Annotated in this window: 19 protein-coding genes and 1 pseudogene; 7 read left to right on the forward strand and 13 right to left on the reverse strand. The window is 41.1% G+C overall.

Annotated elements, in window-relative coordinates:
- Positions 1-31: 31 nt before the first annotated feature.
- Complete coding sequence (locus tag ACTXGK_RS29080; protein ID WP_102083145.1) at positions 32-2,233, reverse strand: heavy metal translocating P-type ATPase; 2,202 nt, start codon at positions 2,231-2,233, stop codon at positions 32-34.
- Between the two features lie 142 nt (positions 2,234-2,375).
- Here ACTXGK_RS29080 and cadR point away from each other — a divergent pair, with 142 nt between their 5' ends.
- Positions 2,376-2,786: a Cd(II)/Pb(II)-responsive transcriptional regulator gene (cadR, locus tag ACTXGK_RS29085; protein WP_007394845.1), complete on the forward strand. Its 411-nt coding sequence runs from the start codon at positions 2,376-2,378 to the stop codon at positions 2,784-2,786.
- A gap of 147 nt (positions 2,787-2,933) precedes the next feature.
- Here the strand turns inward: cadR and ACTXGK_RS29090 are convergent, their stop codons facing one another.
- Both ACTXGK_RS29090 and ACTXGK_RS29095 read right to left on the reverse strand, forming a co-directional pair.
- On the reverse strand, positions 2,934-3,656 hold the full coding sequence (locus ACTXGK_RS29090; RefSeq protein ID WP_057758750.1) for a CHAP domain-containing protein: 723 nt from the start codon (positions 3,654-3,656) through the stop codon (positions 2,934-2,936).
- Positions 3,657-4,452: 796 nt separating this feature from the next.
- The gene (locus ACTXGK_RS29095; RefSeq protein ID WP_082787298.1) at positions 4,453-5,097 is read right to left on the reverse strand and encodes a DUF411 domain-containing protein; all 645 of its coding nucleotides are present in this window, start codon (positions 5,095-5,097) and stop codon (positions 4,453-4,455) included.
- Positions 5,098-5,336: 239 nt separating this feature from the next.
- Between ACTXGK_RS29095 and lnt the strand changes: the two genes are divergently transcribed.
- Positions 5,337-6,905 carry an apolipoprotein N-acyltransferase gene (gene lnt / locus ACTXGK_RS29100; RefSeq protein WP_068039556.1) on the forward strand — a complete coding sequence of 523 codons (1,569 nt, stop codon included), beginning with the start codon at positions 5,337-5,339 and terminating at the stop codon, positions 6,903-6,905.
- A gap of 186 nt (positions 6,906-7,091) precedes the next feature.
- Here the strand turns inward: lnt and ACTXGK_RS29105 are convergent, their stop codons facing one another.
- From ACTXGK_RS29105 to ACTXGK_RS29140, 8 genes are all read right to left on the reverse strand, one after another.
- The gene (locus ACTXGK_RS29105) at positions 7,092-8,018 is read right to left on the reverse strand and encodes a cation diffusion facilitator family transporter (RefSeq protein WP_114701933.1); all 927 of its coding nucleotides are present in this window, start codon (positions 8,016-8,018) and stop codon (positions 7,092-7,094) included.
- A 1,429-nt stretch (positions 8,019-9,447) separates the two neighbouring features.
- Positions 9,448-10,449, reverse strand: coding sequence for a DNA-binding protein (locus tag ACTXGK_RS29110; protein ID WP_114701934.1), 1,002 nt, complete (start codon positions 10,447-10,449; stop codon positions 9,448-9,450).
- A 258-nt stretch (positions 10,450-10,707) separates the two neighbouring features.
- Positions 10,708-10,872 carry a hypothetical protein gene (locus ACTXGK_RS29115; RefSeq protein WP_156410068.1) on the reverse strand — a complete coding sequence of 55 codons (165 nt, stop codon included), beginning with the start codon at positions 10,870-10,872 and terminating at the stop codon, positions 10,708-10,710.
- A complete protein-coding gene (locus tag ACTXGK_RS29120) occupies positions 10,859-11,122 on the reverse strand; it encodes a BrnT family toxin (protein WP_226949371.1) in 264 nt (87 codons plus the stop codon). The genes ACTXGK_RS29115 and ACTXGK_RS29120 overlap by 14 nt, the downstream gene beginning before the upstream one ends.
- 18 nt (positions 11,123-11,140) lie before the next feature.
- The gene (locus tag ACTXGK_RS29125) at positions 11,141-11,368 is read right to left on the reverse strand and encodes a type II toxin-antitoxin system RelB/DinJ family antitoxin (RefSeq protein ID WP_114701935.1); all 228 of its coding nucleotides are present in this window, start codon (positions 11,366-11,368) and stop codon (positions 11,141-11,143) included.
- A gap of 83 nt (positions 11,369-11,451) precedes the next feature.
- Complete coding sequence (locus ACTXGK_RS29130) at positions 11,452-12,408, reverse strand: replication initiation protein (RefSeq protein ID WP_058368520.1); 957 nt, start codon at positions 12,406-12,408, stop codon at positions 11,452-11,454.
- A 328-nt stretch (positions 12,409-12,736) separates the two neighbouring features.
- The gene (locus ACTXGK_RS29135) at positions 12,737-12,907 is read right to left on the reverse strand and encodes a hypothetical protein (protein WP_162799535.1); all 171 of its coding nucleotides are present in this window, start codon (positions 12,905-12,907) and stop codon (positions 12,737-12,739) included.
- A gap of 204 nt (positions 12,908-13,111) precedes the next feature.
- Positions 13,112-13,453, reverse strand: a complete 342-nt coding sequence (locus ACTXGK_RS29140) for a hypothetical protein (RefSeq protein ID WP_114701936.1) — start codon at positions 13,451-13,453, stop codon at positions 13,112-13,114.
- A 263-nt stretch (positions 13,454-13,716) separates the two neighbouring features.
- Here ACTXGK_RS29140 and ACTXGK_RS29145 point away from each other — a divergent pair, with 263 nt between their 5' ends.
- Both ACTXGK_RS29145 and ACTXGK_RS29150 read left to right on the forward strand, forming a co-directional pair.
- Positions 13,717-16,353 (forward strand): MobA/MobL family protein, encoded by a 2,637-nt coding sequence (locus ACTXGK_RS29145; protein ID WP_114701937.1) that lies wholly within the window; start codon positions 13,717-13,719, stop codon positions 16,351-16,353.
- Between the two features lie 30 nt (positions 16,354-16,383).
- Positions 16,384-17,340, forward strand: a complete 957-nt coding sequence (locus tag ACTXGK_RS29150; RefSeq protein WP_114701938.1) for a hypothetical protein — start codon at positions 16,384-16,386, stop codon at positions 17,338-17,340.
- Between the two features lie 187 nt (positions 17,341-17,527).
- On the opposite strand, the gene ACTXGK_RS29155 is transcribed toward ACTXGK_RS29150, so the two are convergent.
- Positions 17,528-17,803, reverse strand: coding sequence for a hypothetical protein (locus tag ACTXGK_RS29155; RefSeq protein WP_095570655.1), 276 nt, complete (start codon positions 17,801-17,803; stop codon positions 17,528-17,530).
- 155 nt (positions 17,804-17,958) lie between these two features.
- Positions 17,959-18,183: a helix-turn-helix domain-containing protein gene (locus tag ACTXGK_RS29160; protein ID WP_057758779.1), complete on the reverse strand. Its 225-nt coding sequence runs from the start codon at positions 18,181-18,183 to the stop codon at positions 17,959-17,961.
- Positions 18,184-18,627: 444 nt separating this feature from the next.
- Between ACTXGK_RS29160 and parA the strand changes: the two genes are divergently transcribed.
- From parA to ACTXGK_RS29175, 3 genes and pseudogenes are all read left to right on the forward strand, one after another.
- The gene (parA, locus tag ACTXGK_RS29165; RefSeq protein ID WP_114701984.1) at positions 18,628-19,266 is read left to right on the forward strand and encodes a ParA family partition ATPase; all 639 of its coding nucleotides are present in this window, start codon (positions 18,628-18,630) and stop codon (positions 19,264-19,266) included.
- Positions 19,267-19,479 carry a plasmid partition protein ParG gene (locus ACTXGK_RS29170; RefSeq protein WP_114701983.1) on the forward strand — a complete coding sequence of 71 codons (213 nt, stop codon included), beginning with the start codon at positions 19,267-19,269 and terminating at the stop codon, positions 19,477-19,479.
- Between the two features lie 150 nt (positions 19,480-19,629).
- Positions 19,630-20,285: pseudogene (locus ACTXGK_RS29175) on the forward strand (type I restriction endonuclease subunit R, EcoR124 family); the annotation flags it as partial.

Consider the following 20,285-nt stretch of genomic DNA (forward strand, 5'->3'; position numbering starts at 1 on the left):
ATCTCTAGTTTTTAATTGATTTCGAAGGGTTTTATTTAACTACTTTAGGCGGATTTACCAGTGGAGGCGCTCCCTTAAAGCGCAGTAAACGTAACGCATTAAGAGTAACGAGCACTGTTGCTCCAGCATCAGCTAGAACCGCAATCCATAGTCCAGTAATGCCGAATACGGTCGTGATCAGAAAGACGCCTTTGAGACCCAAAGCGAAAATGACGTTCTGATGAATGTTGCGCATGGTGGCACGTGAAAGTGCGATGAGATGAGCCATATCCGTAACACGACTTTTTAATAATGCGATATCGGCCGTCTCAATGGCCACATCGGTACCACCACCCATCGCGATGCCAACATCGGCAGTTGCTAGCGCTGGCGCATCGTTAATACCATCACCAACCATCGCTATTTTGCGGTTGTTCTTCATCTCGTTAAGCAGGCGCAGTTTGTCCTCAGGCAACAGCTCAGCTTCCCATTCCACGTCTAAATTACTGGCAAGTGCTTGAGCGGTTAAGCGGTTGTCGCCTGTTAGCATGACGGAGCGCACACCCATCGCTTTGAGCTGAGCCACACCTTCATGAGCGTCGTCTCGTAATTCGTCTCTTAGCGCGATTAATCCAAGCACTTCACGGTTTTGCTCATCGAAAAGAACAGAGACGGTCTTACCCTCATTTTGCAGCGCCTCAATTTGCGCCTGTTGTGTGGATGAAATCAATGCCTCATCGGCTGCGTAAACAGGCGAACCGATAGCTAGCGCGCGCTCCGCGACAGTTGCGTGTACCGCTTTACCCGCAGTAGCAGAAGCTTTGGAAGCCACAGGTATAACAACTTTAGCGGCTTCAGCATGGCTGACAATGGCTTCAGCAAGTGGGTGACTAGAACCAGTCTCCACACTGGCAAAAAGTGCCAATATCTCATCTTGACCTTGAGAATTCTGACCTTGAATACTTGAGTCCTCTTGTGTAAAGGCAACAACATCGGTCACGCGTGGTTTGCCTTCAGTTAAAGTGCCTGTCTTGTCAAAAGCGACCGTCTTCACTTGGCCGATAGTTTCTAAAGCACTACCGCCTTTGATCAGCAAGCCACGGCGCGCACCAACAGCAAGACCAGAGGCGATGGCAGCGGGTGTTGATAGTACAAGAGCACAGGGACAGGCAATCAGCAACAGTGCTAGACCGCGATACAACCAAGTCGACCAATCTCCACCCATGGCTAACGGTGGAATGATAATAATTAGTGCGGCAATAGCCATCACTGCCGGTGTGTAATAGCGACTGAATTTCTCAATAAAACGGGCAGTGGGTGCTTTGGAGGCTTGGGCTTGCTCTACCAGCTCAATAATGCGCGAAATGGTGTTATCGGCGGCTGTCTTTTCTACGCGCACTTGGAGCACACCATCGATGTTAATTGACCCTGCAAATACATTGTCACCCATCGTCTTGGCAACAGGAACAGACTCTCCCGTCACGGGCGAATCATCAAGGCTGGACGCACCTTGAACAATGGAACCATCAGCAGATACCCTATCTCCAGGACGCACCAGCACAAGGTCATTCACTTGTAATGAAGTCGCTGGAACGTTACGCTGCCCACCTTGAGCATCAAGTAAAATTGCACTTTTCGGAACCAGCGATGATAAGGCTCTGATGCCAGCGCGAGCGCGATCAGCAGCGATACTCTCAAACAGTTCACCGATTGAGAATAAAAAGACAACTGCTGCGGCCTCTTCAGCTTCACCAATGATAAGTGCGCCAAGCACGGCGACGGACATCAGCGTTTCAATTGAAAAGAATGAACCTGTTTTAGCCAGTGCTAAGGCTTTGCGCGCAAATGGAAAAACGCCTACAATCACAGCGATGGCAAACACCCATATCCCATAAGCGGGCAACAGTAGTGACAGTGCATAAGCGCTGCCCATCAAAATACCGAGGCCAACAACCTGTTTGCCTTTTTGAGTTTGCCACCATTGCTTATCCTGCGGAGCCATCTGATTGTCGCTGTCAATATCAATAGCCGATACAGTTTGTTGACCAGTATTGGCAGAGATGCCGAACCCTAGGCTTTTGATTGTTTTTTCGATATCACTAGCCTGAGTCGGCGCACCAGGGGCTAAATTTAGCTCTAGCGTTTCTGTAGCGAAATTCAGCTGAACATCAGAAACCCCAGGCATACGTTTCAAAGCTGTTTCAATCTTGCCGATGCAACTGGCACAGTCCATACCTTCAATATGATATTTCATAATAATTTACCCTTTGAATAATGATATTATGAACCCTATAGTGGCTTTAGAGTCAAGGTTATTTATCTACAGTTTCGTAATTTTAATTTCTCTAGCGCTAGTCTTTACAGCCACTTTAATTATTTAAATCATAGAGGTTGTTATGACAATCAAAATTGGTGAGCTCGCTAAACGCACAGGTGCCACAGTAGAAACCATTCGCTATTATGAAAAAGAGCGTTTATTACCCGAGCCTTTTCGTAGCGAAGGGAATTATCGTTTATATAATGAAGAGCACATTGAGCGTCTACAATTTATCCTACATTGCCGTACGCTCGATATGGCTTTAGATGATGTGCGAATCTTACTTGAATACTGGGAGTCGCCTGACAAGGACTGCGGCGATGTGAATAACTTGCTAGATGAGCACATTCATGCTGTGGAAATACGAATGGAAGAACTGATGCACTTAAAGCATCACTTGACCGTTTTGCGCCAGAAATGTGCAAGTAGTGCACCAGCGTCATCATGTGGCATTTTAAACGCGCTTGTCGATAACTCCTGTCATGAGTAATGATATCAGTAGTGTTCATTTCTGACGGATCAAATCATGAAAGGTTAAATACGCCCTGATGTTAAGCACAAAAAAACCCAGCAATGATATTAAGATCACTACTGGGTTGGAGGAAATAACAACTATGTTGTGCTGACTTAGAAAGTCTTATTTATCATTCATAGCAAGGTAGATATTACGATCTGATGCGGATGCGTCATCCACGTATTTTGAATCGCGCCATGTCGTATAAGCATAGACACCACTGTATGGGCTGATGCTGTTCTGACGGAAATCAGAAATCCAATTTTCGCCATCAAATATTTGGATATGGCCATGCGGGCGCTTTGATGAGCGATCATAGACAATAACATCACCTACTTGGGTTGGCATATCATTACTGATTTTGCTAAAACCTGCTTTATCAAGCGTGCCACGAGTGGCGTACTGATAGGCTGAAGGATTGGGTGTAAATTCATAACCAGCTGATTGTAGTGCTTTACGTACGTAACGGGCACAATATCCAGAGCTGCCAGATAAAGCCACTTTTGAGGCGCGAGCAGCAGCGATAGCGGGGGCTGAATTGCTGTCAGGAACCTTATTGACTTGCTGCTGTTGTTTTTCAGCGTATAAGCGGCTGTTTAATGATGAAAGCTGATTCTCTTTTTGCTTGGCCTGCGCACTTAGGTTGCTAATTGCTTGACTAATTTCATCATTATTAGAAACATAAGCACCACTTTTGGTGCTATAGATGTTTTTTGATGAACCGTAGTTTGATGCCACAGAAGTATTGGTGATGGTATTATTTGTTTGAGAGATTGTGATAGCAGCACCACTCGTTTGTGCTATGCCCATACCCAGTACTGACAAAATCAATAAAGCCTGTTTCATAAATCTAATACCTACGGTTAATTCAAAATCGTCTGTTATCAACAACAGCGCAGTCAATTAAATCTCAATAACTCAAGTATATATATGTCATAGTGACTGATACTTCTGCTGCATATTATTCATATAAAAAATGATTATTGGCGATCACAGCTCATTGAAGTCTTACGAAGCTGTTACAAATCAAGCTGCTGACCAAAACACAAAGCCGACTTTAGCATAGGCTGTTTAGCCTGTCATCCCCCTTAAAAACCCCAAAAATACTTTTTTGATGTCGAAAAAATTGCTAATATCCCACATTTTACAATGTAAGTTTGTGTAACATGTACAGAATATAGCTGACTAGATTGACCACAATTTCTACTGTTTTATAAGCAAAAAAACGTCTGAGGGTTAAATCTATAATTTAGATTTAACCCTCAGACGTTTTTCTATTGGATGAAGTAATTACCCTATATAGGGTCTAACTAATTATTAAGATAATATAATAATTTATAATATTAATATAGATGTTAATTCCCTACTGGCTTATGTAATATTACGTAATTGTTTCGATACATCCTGTATATTCTTGTATTAACCCTTAGTTATTTATCTATTTTAAGGGTTAATAACCGATAAATCCGCTTACATTGTCATCAAAAGTTACAAATTCAAAGTTATTTTTAATTTTAAAGTCGCAATAGCTAATGAATTTTTTGATGAAGAATCATTTTATAAGCAATAGAACAGTCTTATACTTGCTTCATTCGCTTTTAACGCTAACACTATAATCAAAGTATTCTTAACTGCTAACACACTATAATTGCTGCTCTACCGATTCAATATCAGCATAAACTTGGGTCGTCCCGTCTTTATTGAGTTGCATAACCTGATAGGGCATGAATTTATTTTGATACTCCATACCCGGGCTACCAACAGGCATGCCAGGTACGGCAAGACCCATAGCTTGTACTGGCGGATTTTCTAAAAACTGCGCCATATATTTAGCGGGTACATGACCTTCAAAGACGTAACCATCAGTAGTGACTACAGTATGGCAAGAACGCATTTCATTTGGAACGCTGTAGCGCTCTTTAAATACGGCTAAGTCCGCAACATCTTGCGCGGTTGCACTTAGACCATTATCTTCTGCATGACTTATCCATTCTTTACAGCAGCCGCAATTGGCATCTTTATAGACAGTGGCTGAGACGTTTTTTAGTAGGTCTGGTTTACTTACTGATGTCATCATAGGAGTATTTATAACGTTTGGTTCAGCTGTCTTCGGAACAGTCACTACATCTTCAGTTGATGCCGATGTTGTGCTTGCATCAGATACGCCACTACTCGGTTGGCTACAAGCAAATAGTGATGAGGCGGCAAGTAATACTAACGTACTACGCAACCCCTTAGACAGATAACGATTGAATATAAGACTGGATTTTATTTTTAAGGGGGTCATAGTGCTCTCTCATGTACTGTAGATATTGTGAGCTATAGAAGGTCAAGTAACACTTCATATCGTTTGGTAATGTAGCATAATAACCCATCAAACGGAGTACGTAAATTTATCCATTGAGCAGTGCGGACTGGTATCATAAGCAGTTTTCATTTTGAAATGCTGCCTGTAGTATTAACAGGTCTATCCGAGTTTTGGATTTTGACTAAAAATTCAAAACTCATAATTTTGGATAATTTGCGATGCGCCTGTCTACTATTAATCTACAAAAGCGTTTGAGTACTCACTCAAATCAATTACCGCTATGGTTTACGCTAGTAGCAGCATGGCTTGCAGGGGCTATTTTTTTATTTGCGCTAGCGCCTCATGGGTTCTGGCCGCTAGCAATAGTGTCACCAGCGATTTTATATGCGCTGTTGGTACCAAATATGAGTGGTCGTCGCGCTTTTATTATCGGTGAAGCTTACGGTATGGGGCTATGGTGCGTCGGCGGCTTTTGGCTCTATACTGCCATCCATGATTATAGCGATACTCCAACGTGGCTCGCATTGATTATGATTGGATTGATGGGTCTCGGTATGGGACTGTTTCATGGATTTTTAGCACTAGTCTTTAACCGTATGGTAGGCAAACAACCCTTTTCATTTGCTGCTCTTTGGGTGCTACAAGAATGGTTAAAAACTTGGTTATTCACAGGCTTTCCGTGGCTGTTTGTTGGTTATGCATTTACTGAAGAGTATTGGTTATCGTCCTTAGCACCCGTTGCTGGTGTTTTTGCCGTCTCTTTTGTTGCCATACTATTGGCTGCAAGTTTAGTAGAGCTACTGCTTCGACGCAGTAGTTATGCCGTCGTTTCTGTACTGTTATTAGCCATTAGCACATCATTATGGCTGGTCAATCCGCAATGGACAAAACCTAAGGGCACACCTGATCTGTCAGTGTCATTGATTCAAGGTAATATTTCACAAGATATAAAGTGGCTGACGCAATATCAAGTAGAAACGCTAAAGATTTATGCGAAGTTAACGCGCACTGAGTGGGGACGTGATGTGGTGGTGTGGCCTGAATCATCTATTCCGATGTTTCAGGATGAGGCTGCGGGCTTTATTAGTGAAATGATAGAAATGGCCAATGCGACCAATACGACATGGATAACTGGTATCCCTTATAAGGATAAAGCGGCATTCAATGCCAGTACGGATAAGTATCCCCCATTTTACAATAGCGTGATTGCTCGAGGTGTAGAAGCGGAAGGCCTATACAAGAAGCAGCGTCTAGTGCCTTTTGGAGAGTATATTCCATTTGAAGGCGTGCTCGATATTTTCCCAAGTTTGGCCGGTAGTCAGGATATTAAGAGCTATAGTCGTGGTAGTGATCAGCAGTCACCGCTAAAGGTGCGTGAACACAATATAGGGACGGCTATCTGTTATGAGGTAGCTTATCCAGATACCACGCGTAAAAATGCCATCGATACTGACTTTTTGTTGACCGTCTCTAACGATGCCTGGTTTGGCACTTCAGCAGGACCATTGCAACATTTGCAAATGGTACAAATGCGCGCGCTTGAGAACGGGCGCTGGTTTATTCGAGCGACCAATACTGGTGTTACCGCTATCATTAACCATAAAGGTCGTATTGTAAAACGCGCACCGCAGTTTGAGCGTACTGTACTACGTGGTGAGATACAGGCACGGGTTGGTAACACGCCCTTTATGCTTATGGGAAATTATCCTATCTTGATAATAATAACCCTGTTATTACTAATAAGCTATTTTGGCAAAGGTCTAACCACACTTAGAAGACGAGGGTAATAGTAAACTTAATCATAATAATTTAATCAGCGTAAGTTTTTTATTTTTTCTAGGTAACGTCCTAACGCACGTAAATATAAAAGTTTTAAACTATTGATCACATAAGAACTGATTGAAAAAATTATGTTGACATAAGGCACGCGCCTCATACTTAAAAAGAGATAGCTATATACGGTCTATCATCTTTTAGTTGATACTTTCATTTAATGCACGCGATTTTTGATTGTCATCTGCCTTAGTACCAAATTCAATAGTTGCATGTTGTATATTCTGATGCGCCAAATCTTCCTTGATGTTTTCTTTCATAGTAATAGTCTCTTCAAACGTTATATCGGTCTTCGGTACAATATGAACTGTAAGAGCATTCTCAGTGGTACTCAAAGCCCAGATATGTAAATGATGAAAGTTTTGAATAAAATTATAGCTCTCTAAGATAGCAGTGATTTTACTGAGATCAACATTTTGAGGTACTCCGTCGATAGCAAGCTTGATACTCTCTTTTAGTAGACCCCAAGTCGATAACAGTATAACGACTGAAATAATCAAGCTAACTAGAGGATCAACGATATTCCAACTTGTATAGTAAATAATAATGCCCGAGATAACGACACCTACAGAGACCAATGCATCTACCATTAGATGCAAGAAAGCACCTTTGACATTAATATCGTCTTTTTGACCTTTGTAGAATGCAAAAGCAGAAACAGTATTTATAAATACACCTATTAGAGCTGTAATAATAATAACTTTTCCTGCAACTTCCGGTATCGTATCAAATCGACCCAAGGCCTCATACGCAATACCTATAACGATTGTAACTAACAATATGGCGTTAATAAGAGACGCCATTATAGAAGCTTTTTTGTAGCCATAGGTATAAAGCGTAGTAGATGCTTTCTGTGCTAATTTCATTCCAATTAACGAGATTATTAAACTGGCAACATCACTTAAGTTGTGGCTAGCGTCTGCGATTAAAGCTAATGAATTAGTTGAGTAGCCCACTATAAACTCGATGAGCGTAAATGCAGAATTTAGACCAATCCCAATATAAAAAGCTTTATTCATATTTTTAGGGTCTGGAGCTTGATGACTGTGGTTATCTGAATTACTCATAATTTACCCTTGTTTAGGTTGCTGCATTTTATTAAAGGTAGAAAATAAGTTTATTGCATATTTTCTATATTGCACAGTCAATATTGCTCTAATACCGTAGACCCACTTATTTTTATCAATAAACTGAGCCACAACTTGATTGTGTGTCCTATCTCTCCTTGGGCGAAAAAAGCGGATTTTACTGTAATCTAACTGGCTTACGTAAGCTTCTTGTTCTCATGTTCAAGCTCTTTAGTATGTGTAGCTTAGTCTTGAATGTTGGTTAGTATAGTTTCATTAGTGTGCTTTTTATGACATGACCACATAAAGGTGTAATCGTTTAATGCTTCAATCAGCATACGAACGGCGCGTTCTTTAATCTCAGGAGTGTAGGTTTGTCTTTTCATTATCGTATTCTCTCAGAAAGATGATTTACCGCTTCTTAACAGCGCGTGTAAAACCTTGCATCTGACGACTAAGCCGGTCTTCATAGTAAACTATCCCAGTATTGTCAGAAACTTAACGTCTTGTGAGGATGTACTAAGTGCTAACTTCAAAATAATTGAAATGCTTACGCTAAATGACGACAAGAAAAGCCTAAGCAATCTAACGAAGAATCAGATATTAAAAACCTAATCTGTATGACAAATAAAAAAATGCCTCTGGGAGTTGACTCCCAGAGGCATTTAGTTTTAAATGTAGATAACGGTTACAGTGTGTTGACGCACCCTGTAACGAACAAATAAGCACACAGACTGCGTTATTTGAACAGCATTAAATGCCCGTATAGGTGCATTTTATCCAAAATCTGCTTTCATATCAACTCTATTTGCTATACATTTTAAAAACTGCTTGTTCGCTCGTTACATTTTCGTGCTGCTCTCTCTGTACCCGTTACCCGTCAAATGGGTGGCAGGCCTCGGTGACGACTGCGTTTGACATAAGGGTGAGCTCCCTACAGGGGTGACTAGACAAAGGATCAGAGCAACGCAATGAGTGGTTACTTGTGCATATCGTAGCGGTATATTGGGCGAACGCCCTTGCTAGCGTATGACAGCACAGTAGCGGTTATGAGCGTGTCTAGGCGGTGCTATCAGCCGTAATCATAACAGCCGTAGCTTGATACAGTGATACGGTCTTGATGACGCGATGGGCGATGAAGTCGGCATGACTAATCACATCAAATTCAAGGAATGCACTAAAGTGTTTGTGAGTATTTTTATTATACTCATAATTGCTTTAGGGTGAGTGTTCCTTGAAATCTGCTCAAGGCTCCAAAATCAGCATAAATTCACTTAGGCTAATTTAAGTAGTATATAGCCCACTAGGCTATATACTATGAGAGTTCAGAGAAAAATTTAGAATATTTATTATACAACCATCATTTATTCAGTGAGTCGATATTGTCATGGTGGATTCATAAGCTTAGTGTGAATAGAACGGGATTGACTTATTTATTGTTAATTGTCTCTCGCATCTTTTCAATCTCTGCAGTCAATGAGCTACTCTTTTCCTGTTCTGATTGATAGTTAATTGAAAGCTCATCATACTGCTCACTCAATGCAGTGTGCTCAGTACTAAGCAAAGTTCTCTCATGATTTAACGTGTCGTGTTGCTTAATCAGTAGCTGATGATCTGCTTCAATCTTAGCTTGCTTTTGAGTAAGCTGCTCATTAATCCCTGATAACTTATCACGTTCAGCGATTATGGCCTTTAACTCTCCTTTCACTTCTGCTGTAAGATTCGTTATCTCGTTGCGCTCAATAACGACTGTCTTTAGCTCATCCTTAGTTGCTGTCAGTTCTGTTTGCAGACGCGCGATCTCTGCTTTATCGCTATTAGCAGTGGCTTCAAGCGTGGCCACCTTCGATATGTTGGCACTCAGCTCTTTTGATTGCTGATCAAAACTGCTACGCAGGTCACCAAGTTGGGCCTGAGCTGCCACTGTTTTAGCTCGTTCAAGTTCTAGCTGGTGCTGAGTATCGCTGAGTGTCTGTGTCAGCACATCCCGTTCAGCAGTCACTTGAGCCGCGGTGATAGCCGTTGCCTCTGCAGTTGCTGTGACCTCATCGAGCTGTTCTAACAAATCAGCCTGCTCACTCTCTAGGGTCTTAACCGCTTCTTGAGCCTCATCTGTCTCAGCTTGCGACTTGGCCTTAATACTCTCTAGAGCCTCCCGTTCTTTAACCAGACGATCATTGGCAATATCAATGGCCGTCTGCCACATATCCGCACCAAGCGTTTGTAAGCGTTCAGTGATACCACTTGGTAGCTCAACCTGTCTTAGCTGCTCTTCTTGTTGGTTATCCTGACGCCAAGACTTCATAGCTTCACTGATGGTCGTGAATGATCCACCACCCAGCGCCTTACGCACTTCGGCTAAAGTAGGTTTGATACCTTGTTCGTGCAGTTGATCAGCAATAGCATGAATTTGCTGTGTAGTAATGGCCATAATTATTGTCCTTAATTTTGTATGAGTAAATATGTAGCGTTTGTAGTATTTTTTATATAGTATAATACAATATACAACATACTACAATACAAGGCTTAAAAAAACCTCAAGTAATCTTGAGGTCACAATCATTAGATTAGGGCTAACGATCAGTTAAGTACTCTTCTAGCGCATTACTATCATTTATTAATGATTAGCGCCTGTTTGCTTGGTTTTATCCTTAAATTTGGCAATGATACTGGCCTCAGTAAAGAACGCTTATGGTTTAATACTGCCACGGCTAACACCTGACCAGTCGGTGACTTCTGGAATGTCTGATAGATCAATGTCGTCATCATTAAGCGTTGCTAAATGCTCTAAATCTACTTGTTGCTTGGCCGTTAGTGGTGGTAGCTCGTCTATTTGATAACTAACTTTGTTCACACTGGCTCCCTTTCATTTTTTTGACACGTCTAGCTGAGATAATGCGTATAACCTCACCATTATCTATTTCTGTTTGCGTATGGGCTACCAATAGGACGGCGGTACCGTCTACTGTACCCAGCGCTTGCCACTGCTTTTCATCATTTTCATACCTGTCTTGCTGACGCAGGCATAAAAGGTCTAGAAAAACTCGGGCGGCTGCCTCAAATAATAAACGGTGCTTACGCTGATTGGTGTTTTTTTTGTTCATCCCATTCAAATCTAATACTTATCTGTTCTCTCTGTCAGTATGCTCTTTATAGATTAGCAATTCATCTTGACTGACAGCTGTTACTTTCTGGTATTCAAAAGATAGCGGTACTTGATTGGTTTGCGCCACTTGGGTCAAGAACAATTTAATCGCTTGAGACGGCGTTAGACCATAGCTTTCAAACACGGCAAAAGCATTTTCTTTTAGCTCTTGATCGAGCCTGATATTATAATTAGTTGTCGTCATGGCATTACAAATGGCTTATCTGTGTACATATAATATAAACCATTTGTATAGACAGTACCAGATTAATCACTCTTTTTTCTTTGCTATGATTTTTGCTTAGGGAACGTATAACCTACCGCCAGCAAATGCTTTTTATGGGTCTTTAAAAAAGCTTCATCTCTTAATTGAGTGTGTAACCAGCTGATCACTTCTTGGGTACTTTTTCCTGAAGGCGCATAGCTACCAAATGGGGCATAGTTAGCCAATAGAGGCGCAAAACGGTCGATCTGTTTGACTGTTAAGGATGGTATATCTCTATTCTCATTATTCTGATTTAAGTCCTCCAGACTTTTTTTCTTGGTGGGCTTAGCTTTTACATTAAATTTTAGTCCTGTGACGGTACGACCACGTTTGACGTTTTCATAGGTGATTTTAATATCTGACTTTTCTGTTATTTCTTCAACGCTTGGGTTGATGACTCGACTTTTTAGGTTGTTAATACGTTCGTAAGATTTAGAAAGAGCTAGCTCCTCTCTAATTTCTTCAAGTGACATTGTCCACGAGCTCATTGCCTCATGTTTTTTGGCCAGATGGTATATATCTATTGAATATTCACCCTTCAGTTTAAGTACATCTTCTTTTTTATATTTAGTGAATGGATTATTTTCATCAAAAACCTTCAACATCAGTAGCACTTCATCTGTAAAACATAGAGACACATAGCCATCTTCATATATTGATCTGATGACCCACTGTACATTGACACGGCTACCGCGTTCATTTCTATAGCTAAAAAATCGCCTCATCATCGTTTCACTAGCATCTTTTAATTGAGTATAAGCAGAATCCACTTGAATGTTGCAAGCCTCTGCAAATGCTTTCGCGGTTATCTCTATAGTGTCTTTTTCAGTGGCATCTATCAAACGCACTACTGAACTAGCAAGCAACAGCAACCGTTTTTCATCAAGTGTCATTTCATAAAACGCTTGTAGAATACGATTTTGCATAACAACCCAATTTGCAGGGTATTTCTTCTCATATAAACCAACTTGGTTAGTCATATCTACGCCTTAATACTCAAATCTATCTAATTGTAGCTTTTAACCTAGCTGATTGTAGCTTTTAACCTAGCTGATTGTAGCTTTTAACCTAGCTGATTGTAGCATTAACCTAGCTGATTGTAGCTTTATAGATCTTGAAGCCCTTAACTGGTAAGGTCTGAGAGCTTCCTAAAAGTCTTTAAAAATCTTTAAAAGTAAAAAATATGTTTTTATATTAAATAATAGGAAAAAAGCTCAAGAACTGACGGATTTGAGATGATAATATGAGCGACCAATCACTTATAGAACTGTTCAGTAGCTCAAAACGCTATGGTCAATTTACTCGGTATCAATCTTTATTCTCATAGTTCGGATTAAGCTTTGATCTTTGAAAATCTTCAAAAGCACGGTCAAAGATATTTTGAATGTCTTCATCTGTCATTCTGGCCAACGCTGTTTTCATACTCTCAGTATCAGTCTCATTTTTTGTAGATAACTTGTCTTCATTTTCAATAGTCATTATCGACACCTCTGTAAACACATCTTAAAGCATTGCTAAAACGCATAAAAAATACTCTTATATGCGTTCTACGCTCTGTTCGATACGATGGTAGCTAAAGCTATTTTAAAACGCTTAAAACAGCTAAAAATCGTCTTCTAGCATTTCGCTAATTAGAAGACGATTCAGTTGTACTGATGAATAGGCTATTGCTAACAGTAACAGTTATTGAGCTGCTGAATCGTCATCAAACAATGAACCGTACTCACTATCTTGATTGTCTTCATGTGAAGTAAAACTGCTTGATACCATCTTAGCCTCACCTTGCATCTTATGAGCAATTGACTTTAAAAACTCACGGTGCTTTTTCAAACGGACATATTTTTCATTATCGTGTGCATCTAAAAAAATAGCTTGCAGTTCATGATTGTCATCATCGTCTAATGCGTTGGCCAACCACTCCCCCAATATTTTATGTGCTTCAAGCCTGTCCTGATCAATCTCTTTTTTAAGAGCCTGTAATTGCTTAATCTTATTTGCAAATAAATCATCTGATATTACTGACATTACCTCATCCTTTTTTTAGCCAACTATGATAGAGTTGATCCTAGCAGTACATATACAGGTATGCAAGGTAGTAAAATACACAAGACCACTTCGTTTCGTGGGCGCAGTAGTATTTTAACCCTCTGTTAAGAGCGAACTTAGGAGTTTATGTAAAAAAGGCCCACAAGGGGCGCTATTTTTTTTACATAAACTCCGTCGTCCGGCAGGGGGCGAACCCCCTACAACCCCCAAAAAATCATCACTCAATATTGGGTTTTTTTGCTATGAATAATAAAGGTTTTCATCTGTCGGTTAGCGCCGTTAGTAAGGCGAAAAATCATAGCGTGGTGGCAAAGTCGGCTTATAATTCTGGCTCAAAACTGGTTGATGGGCAGTCAGGAGTCGTCCACGATTATACCAGTAAAGCTAAAGATAAAATCTTAAACTTAGTGGACAGTGATGGCACTAAATATACGCAAGTTATTGAGAAAAATGTGGTGCATATGGCGTTGATAACGCCAACTCTTGCTGGGGATCTAGCAGTGACACGTGAGGGTTTTTGGAATGATATCGAACGCATTGAGACTCGTAAAAACGCGCAATTGGGTACTGAGATTGATGTGATGTTTCCTGATGGGATCACCGCTGATCAGCGTATAGTTCTGGCCGAGCGCTACGCTCAAACCTTATCTGATCGTTATAACGTGCTTGTCGATGTGGCCATTCATCGGCCCCACAGTCACGAGAAACATGTGGGGGAGGTTGAAGTGGTTGAGCTGACCAGTCGTAATTTTCATGCCCATATTTTACTCTCAAGCCGTGAGATAGTAGCGGATGTTGAGGGTTATGCTTTATCAGCACGCAAGAATTGGCTGCAGTGGTCAACGGAGGAGCGTTTATCTAAGGGGTTAAACGGGCGCGGCGATGAGCTTAAATATCAACGCACCCTTTGGGCGGATATGGCCAATAAGCTACTGCCTGAGAATAAAACCATTAGTGAGAAATCCTACCGTGAGCTGGGCATCAGTCTTTTACCAAAAATGAAACTGGGCAAGTCATTGTATAAGGATATTCTCAAAGGCAATCGTTCAGTGATTCATGAGTACAACGAGACGATTGATGAGATCAATGCTTACATTGAAAAAAATGGTCTGGTAATTGAGTATGACGACAAGGGACGTATTGACCTAGAAAGCAATGAGCAAGAGGTTAACGGCGTCACAGTACATTATAAAAAGCGTAAGCCCTTTGCGCGAATTGAGCTCAGTAATATCCGCTTTGTAGATCCTGCCGCTGAACTTGAACCCGCTATCCCTAAAAATAACAGTCAGACGCATAGTGATGTGGCCAATGATCACGCACTTGATGAGCTTTTAGCAATTTCAGCCGACTTTGTGAGTCAAAAAAAGATGGTACGCAGCGCCTTATTTTCAACCATTGATGCGCTGTATGAAGAGTTAGCGCTTCAGTCTAAACAGATTATTACCATTGATAAAAACATTAAGAGTACCCAGCGGTTCACCAAGGAGGTGGGACAGGATTTTAGCGAGCCCCGCCAAAAAATGATTGAGCTTGCCCGGAAAATACATACGAAAGAGCAAAGCGAGGCACTAAAGACGGCTTTAGCGTCGGTTGATCAGTTTAGACAAGATGACACCCTACAAACAGGCCGCGCTGTTAGCCGCCTTGAAGAGCAGCTGTCACAGATTGATAAAACGGTGCTGAACAATAAAGCGGTTTTAAAAAATCTTATTCCCCTTAACAATCGAGTTATTGATGATCATAAGGCGCTAAAGGCCACCTTAAAACCGTTTGCCGCAACGCTGAATAAGCTGGCTACTGACTTTAAAGCGCTTGATGAGATTGATATTGAAAAAACTGAGCTGCAGCGGCACTGGCGGGAGACGTTTGAGGATTTGCAGGCGATCGAGATAACGAGCAACCTTGACACCTATCATAAGTTCGCGGCACTGGCAGATCTTGATGTTGAGCGTTTTAAAGCGCTTGAGCAAGAGCGTGAGGCGCTGCGTGCTCTTAAAGCGGTAGAGATAGATGATACCGCTGAGGCACGTTTGAAGATGCTTGTATCTGATGTAAAGACATTTAAAACCGCCAATAATGAAGACATCAAACAATTAAAGCTGCAAATCAATACCAGTCAAAAAACCTATCAGCGCCTATCGCCGTTTTATGAGCAGCGTATTGCCCTTCTTGATCAAAGTGAAGCGGTGATTGTGCAAGATGATGACTTATACGATGAGATTACCCGTACCAAGACCACTCAATTGAACGCAGATCGGCTTGATGACTGGCGCAACCGTACGATGAGGCTTCAGTACCAGCTCAACAAAGCACATGAGCAAGCAGAGCTTAAGAAAAAGGCTGAGCGTGCACGAGAGGAAGCAGAGAAGCGGCGGCAAGAAAAACAACAAAAAGAGCAAGATGCTACTGCCCTTGCGCGTACCCGACAGGCAGAAGTCAAGGCGTATCAGAGCAGGTTTGATAATATGCTGGTACGGGTTAAAGACCGTATTGATAAGATCGACTTTAAAGCGATTGATACTACTGCCACTGTGATAGAGGTGGCTGAAAAGTTAGCTGCTGAGGCCCTCGTTTTAAAAACGCTTCAGCATACTGATAACGTCACCGCGTTGCAAAAGCGTTTGCGAGACACGGATGCAGAACGGGTGACGATAGACAGAGATACATCGGTACAGACACTATTACAAGCGCTCGGCACGCTTCCTAGCGACCGTCATAAAATTGATACTATAAACGCGCTTAATGAGCGTTTTGAGCAGGTTCCTGACATCCGCGTGGGCACGCAAAATTTAGCGCAAATCTTGGCCGCACAAGTGCTGGATATAGACAAGGCTATTCAAGAAAAAGCGCGCCATTACTCGTCACCACGCCCATTTTAGTTGTGATGATTACAATAATGAGTACTTACTATGAATAAAAATGACCGCACTGAGCAAGACATACACGATCAACTTGTTAACCTAGTGACTTCATTGACTCCGGTCATTGGGGCCTTGCGTGAGCTGATTAAGCGAGCCGATGATGCGGTAGCGAGGCGGCTTGAGCGTTCGCTTAGCGGTATTGATAGCAAGGTGAATGAGGTGTCTTCTGCCATTGAAGAATTAGGTAGTAGCGCAAGCACGACTTCGCAGGCATTGAGTCAGTATCAAGAACTCGTGTTAAAGCAGCTACAAGCGGCAGTGACTGCTTTTACTGACAATGATATGCCGCGTCGTTATGATGACAAAATAGCAGGCATCATCACCGATATGAAACAGCAGATTGATACGGCTGTAGAGTCGGTCGTCACTGCTAAAAACGACAGCATAGAGGTACAAGTGAGTACCATGCAAGCGGTGGCTGACAAGCTTGGCGCAGGCGCTGACAATCTAGCCCTATTCACCAATCAGTACCAAGCTGGTCATAAGCAGATTATTGAAGATATTGAGACCTTTGAGACCACCACCAAAACGCGGATTGAACAGGTTGAGGGTAGAGCTAGTAAAGACTTGGACAAAATTCATAAGTCCATTGAGACTATGAGTATTAAAAGGATTGCAGCCGCTGTCGCAGCGGGTACGATGGCTGTGATAATAAGTTTGGTGGCCCTGGTATTTTGGTATGTGCCAAGCTTTGATGAGATTGCAGAGATGAGATACCAGCAAGCAGAGCTACAGCGCGGCATCGATGAGCTTGAAACGGGGTGGAAGCAGGCATTTGATAACGCTCAAAGTCAGCAGATTATTTTGGCTTGTGATGTTAATGAAGCGCAGCCTGATGCAATCAGCTGGTGCGTTAGAGCAGACAGTAAAAGTGTTTTGAGAGATGAGAGAGGCTTTGTTTATTATAAAATAGCTGGGGTGCCGCGTGCAGAGCCGACTGAGTAAAGGCATATGGTAATAGTAAGCCATATTGCCCAAAAGTGCGTCTTCTGAGACATATAAGACTGAAAAAAGCTTGTTTGATTGTCGTTATCTTTGTCTATATCAAAAAGCCAGATAATGACACTTTATCTGGCTTTAAGGGTTATTGTTTCTTGTTAAACAAGTTGTCTGTAAATATAAGCTAAAGCCATTACGCTGCTTGGTCAGTGTGAGCTGTGACCAACTCTATAAAAGCAGTTTCAAGGGTGCTTAACGCATGATCGTCAACGATAAGACCGTCATCTAGCTGTCGTTGCACCCAGACATAAACCGCTTCATCATTATAAAGAATGGGGTCAACACCAAGTAGGGTTGCCAGCTGTACGCCTTGCTGTATTTGTAAGCTTAATAACAGCTGAGAGGCTAACGTTTTAGTCTGTTCACTAAACCATGTGCAGCTATTGAGCCGAGATAGATTGTTATTCATTGGTATTCTCCTATAGACCATTATATACATATAATAAATAAAATGACTTACTACAGGTCAAATTATACCTATATTTTAATCTATTGCAAGAGAAAATAACCTTCTGTAGGTCTTTTTATTCGTTTAAAGACAATCACAGCTCATGACAACGTTATTTATGCTGGTGACTCACTGCTGTCCTCATTTATGATTTCGTATAAATCACCAACATTGATTCTAAGATAAGTACATAAAGACTCGATGACATCTAGATCAACGCGGGTGGCTTCTTCATGATACATGCGAGTAATGGTGCCACGATTGATGCCAGTATCTCTTGAGATATCGGCAATTTTAAGGCGTCTTTCACCCATGATGGTCGATAAGTGACACTTCACCATAGTGGTTCCCTCATTCATATTAGTGGTTTTTGATTGGTGAGCGGATTATAACGAATATGAGCGGCTAAAGTATTGCTTTTAGTAGCTCATATTGATACTTGATAGCTACACTTTATATGTTAGCAGTCAGTTTACTGGGGCATCTCAGTCTTTGACAAATTTATGCAGTTTTATGAATATTATTCACATAGAAATTCAGTCGATATCAAAGATATAGTTATTTTTTAAAAATGTTGCTATTCATCTAACTATTGAGTAAAGTCTTAATAATACTCAAATACTCAAATACTCAAATACTCAAATACTCAAATACTCAAATACTCAAATACTCAAATACTCAAATACTCAAATACTCAAATACTCAAATACTCAAATACTCAAATACTCAAATACTCAAATACTCAAATACTCAAATACTCAAATACTCAAAATTAGGATTGCTCTATGAAAGTCATTGCTGTGTTGAATCAAAAAGGAGGCAGTGGCAAGACAACTATTGCCACTCAATTAGCTCGTGGCTTGCAGCTGCAAGGACATAGTGTATTGCTAGTAGATAGTGACCAGCAGGGCAGTGCACGTGATTGGCGAGCTGTAGATGAAGATAATCCAGTACCAGTGATAGGTCTCGATAGACCTACGCTTGATAAAGATCTAAAAAATGTCTCTGATAAAGAGTATGTTGTGATTGATGGTTCACCACAAGCAACTAGTTTGGCTTTATCTGCAATTAAAGCAGCTGATTTTGTATTAATTCCTGTACAGCCTAGCCCATACGATGTTTGGGCGACTAGCGATTTAGTAGACTTAGTAAAGCAGCGTATAGAGATGACTGACGGTAAACTAAAAGCAGCCTTTGTAGTGTCTAGGGCAATCCAGAATACTAATATTGGTAAGGAAGTGGCTTCAGTTTTACTAGAGTACGGTCTACCTGTGTTAGATAGTAGAATTATGCAGCGTGTAAGTTATCCAAATAGCGCAGCATTAGGCAAGACCGTATTTGATACTGAGTCAGTGAACAGTAATGCAGTACAAGAAATGACGGTATTGGTTAATGAAGTTAAAACATTTTTTGATAAGGAGTAAATGATGAGCTTAGCAGCAGGTCGTCCCAGTAAGAAGGTAAAAGATGAGTTATCTTTGTCAGACGTGACCGATAGTCCTCAAAAAACGGCACGAGTAAACTTTAACATTGACAAAGATAAGTATATTGCATTCAAAAAGTTTGCGCTTGATAACCGAAAGACAGTGACTGAGCTATTAACTGAAATGATTGATGAGAAAATAGTTGAACGGTAGTTTCTGTAAGTTACAAATAAAGTAGCTCAGAATAAAGGATCATGCTAAATGTTTATTGAAAGTCATAAAATGGCTTTATCAAGTTTTAAAACAGATATAGATCTGTATATGGTCGATGGTGTGGTAGCAGATGATGAAGGAGTCTTATCTCTGTTATTCGGGGAGTATTTACGTGTCGAGAATATATTACAAAACTATGATGAGTTTGCAAGCCTAAAAGCACTGCAAGACTTGGATGTGACCGATGCTGACGCTGTTGAGACGTTTAAGGATGAGCATTACCTAAACGATGATGAGATAGCCGCTATGCAAACTATTAAAGTGCCTGCTGAACGTACCGTACAAGATTATCGCTCAACCTATAACGATATACGCGATTGGCTACGTCGTGAAAAGGCGGGTGACCAGCAAGATGAGTCTTCGATTGATTGGGATGAGGTTGTCTTTGAAATAGACTTGCTCAAATCACAGGAGATCAATCTAGATTATATCCTTGAGCTAATTTTTGAGCATAATAAAAACACCAAGGACAAGTCTGCTTTGGTTGAAGAAGTACGTCGTTTGATTCGAGCAAGCCTTGGCAACCGAGCCAAAGAAAGCTTGGTGGTAGATTTTATCAATCAAACTAACTTGGATAATATCCCTGACAAATCCAGCATTATCGATGCCTTCTTTAGCTATGCTCAGGTAGAGCAGCAACGTGAAGTCAAAGATATGATTGCGGCTGAGAATCTGAATGAAGATGCTGCTAAGCGTTATATTACCGCTTCTCTAAAGCGTGAGTACGCCAGTGAGAACGGTACAGA

Origin of the sequence: Psychrobacter sp. T6-5 (assembly GCF_052258485.2) — a bacterium.
In the GTDB taxonomy this organism is placed as follows: Bacteria; Pseudomonadota; Gammaproteobacteria; order Pseudomonadales; family Moraxellaceae; genus Psychrobacter.